At 69.5% G+C, this 2,138-nt stretch carries 2 protein-coding genes; both read left to right on the top strand.

Features of this window, described 5'->3' with window-relative positions; translation table 11 throughout:
* Nucleotides 1-333 precede the first annotated feature (333 nt).
* The gene (locus ACFU99_RS41575) at nucleotides 334-1,143 is read left to right on the top strand and encodes a DUF969 domain-containing protein (protein WP_384403389.1); all 810 of its coding nucleotides are present in this window, start codon (nucleotides 334-336) and stop codon (nucleotides 1,141-1,143) included.
* The gene (locus tag ACFU99_RS41570) at nucleotides 1,140-2,108 is read left to right on the top strand and encodes a DUF979 domain-containing protein (RefSeq protein ID WP_384403386.1); all 969 of its coding nucleotides are present in this window, start codon (nucleotides 1,140-1,142) and stop codon (nucleotides 2,106-2,108) included. The genes ACFU99_RS41575 and ACFU99_RS41570 overlap by 4 nt, the downstream gene beginning before the upstream one ends.
* Nucleotides 2,109-2,138 lie beyond the last annotated feature (30 nt).

The following is a 2,138-nucleotide window of genomic DNA, read 5'->3' as shown; positions in this document are numbered from 1 at the left end:
CGCGGTATGTCACATCGCTGGTAGAGGCGTTGGAGCGGTACGCCGGGCGGCCCGCGCTCGGCGTCGGCCCGGTCGTCCTCGGGTTCCAGGAGGTGCTCGACGGGGCCTTCCGACTGGCCGCAGTGCTCTCGGGGGCGTACGCGGCCGAGGTGTCCGCCGGGGGGTGAGCCCGGGCGGCTGCTGGGAGCCGTCCGGGGCCAGGTGAGAGGCGAAACGATCCGTCGAGAATGTCCAGGTGTCAAGCTCTTGTCTGATCGTTGAACGATCCTCTAACCTCCGGGACAGTCTCCTCACGCTCCAGGTGAGGTCCCTGGAACGCGGAAGGCGGGGCGCATGATCGTTCTCCTCGGCGTCCTCGTGGTGATCGTCGGATTCGCCACGAGACGCAACCCCCTGCTGGTCGTCGGAGTGGCGGGCATCGCCACCGGCCTGCTCGGCGGACTCTCGCCGCAAAAGGTCATCGCCGCCTTCGGCGAGGGCTTCGCCTCCAGCCGAGCCGTGACGATCTTCGCGATCACGCTCCCGGTCATCGGCCTCCTGGAGCGGTACGGGCTCCAGGAGCAGGCCCGCCGGCTGATCACCCGCTTCGCGGGACTCACCACCGGCCGCTTCCTCGCCCTGTACCTGTTGCTGCGACAGATCACCGCGGCCCTCGGGCTACAGAGCGTCTTCGGCCACGCCCAGACGGTGCGCCCGCTCGCCGCCCCCATGGCCGAGGGCGCCGCCGAGCGGAAGAACGGGCCGCTGACCGACAAGGCCCGCGAGAAGGTGCGTTCCTTCGCCGCCAGCGCCGACAACGTCGGGCTCTTCTTCGGCGAGGACGTCTTCCTCGCGGTCGGCTCGATCCTGCTGATCACCGGGTTCGTCAACACCACGTACCACACCCACCTCGAACCCCTTCAGCTCGCGCTCTGGGCCATCCCGACCGCGATCTGCGCGCTCGTCATCCACGGCGGACGGCTGCTGCGCCTCGACCGCCAGCTGGAGCGCGAACTGGGCGGCGCCGACGGTAAGACCGGTTCCAAGACCGGCTCCAGGGCAACCGCCGAGACCGCCGCCAAGAACAGCCCCAAGGGCCGCGCCGCCGCCAAGCGCGCCGCGAAGACCGCTCCCAAGAACAGCGCACGGGGGACCACCAAGTGATCAAGGCAGAATGGTTCTACTGGCTGGTCGGCGCGATCTTCCTGGTCATGGCCGCACAGATGGCCACCGACCGCACCAACCCCAAGCGCTTCGGCACCGCCGCCTTCTGGGGGCTGCTCGGCCTCGGCTTCGTCTACAGCACCTGGGTCGTCGACAAGTCGGCCCCGGCCGAACCGCTCGGCGTGGCCGTCCTCGTCATGGTCTGCCTCGCGGGCTTCGGCTTCACCGGCCGCGGCAAGGTCCGTACGAGCACGCCCGAGGAGCGCTCCGCCAGCGCCGACCGGCTCGGCAGCAAGATCTTCGTACCCGCCCTCACCATCCCCGTCGTCGCCCTGGTCTGCGCGGTCGGCGTCAAGAAGCTGCGCATCGGCGGCCGGCCCGTCCTCCAGACCGGCAGCGAGACGATCCTCGGGCTCGGCATCGGCGCCATCGTCGCGCTCGCCGTCGCCATGATGATGATGCGCGAGAAGAAGATCTCCACCCCCATGCACGCGGGCCGCTCCATGCTGGAGGCCATGGGCTGGGCGATGCTCCTGCCACAGCTGCTCGCCACCCTCGGCACCATCTTCTCGGTCTCGGGCGTCGGCGAGCAGGTCGGGAAGATCACCAAGTCGGTGCTGCCCGACGGCTCGGTGCTCATCGCCGTCATCGTCTACTGCGCGGGCATGTTCCTGTTCACCGTGGTCATGGGCAACGGCTTCGCCGCCTTCCCCGTGATGACCGCGGCCGTCGGCTGGCCCGTACTGGTGCAGCAGGCCCACGGCGAGCCCGCCATCATCCTCGCCATCGGCATGCTCTGCGGCTTCTGCGGCACACTGGCCACCCCCATGGCCGCCAACTTCAACGTCGTACCGGCCGCGCTACTGGAACTCAAGGACCAGTACGGGCCCATCAAGGCCCAACTCCCCACCGCCGGCGCGCTGCTCGTCTGCAACATCGTGATCATGTACGCCTGCGCCTTCTGACGCTCCCGCGCTCTCCGGGGCGGGGCGCAC

This window comes from Streptomyces sp. NPDC057654, assembly GCF_042800135.1.
In the GTDB taxonomy this organism is placed as follows: Bacteria; Actinomycetota; Actinomycetes; order Streptomycetales; family Streptomycetaceae; genus Streptomyces.
Note: the sequence above shows the minus strand (reverse complement) of the source record. Positions and strands in the feature narration are given on the sequence as shown.

What these genes read in the sequence shown, in the direction of transcription:
- ACFU99_RS41575 (WP_384403389.1), top strand. Translation starts at nt 334, where the DNA reads ATGATCGTTCTCCTCGGCGTCCTCGTGGTGATCGTCGGATTCGCCACG.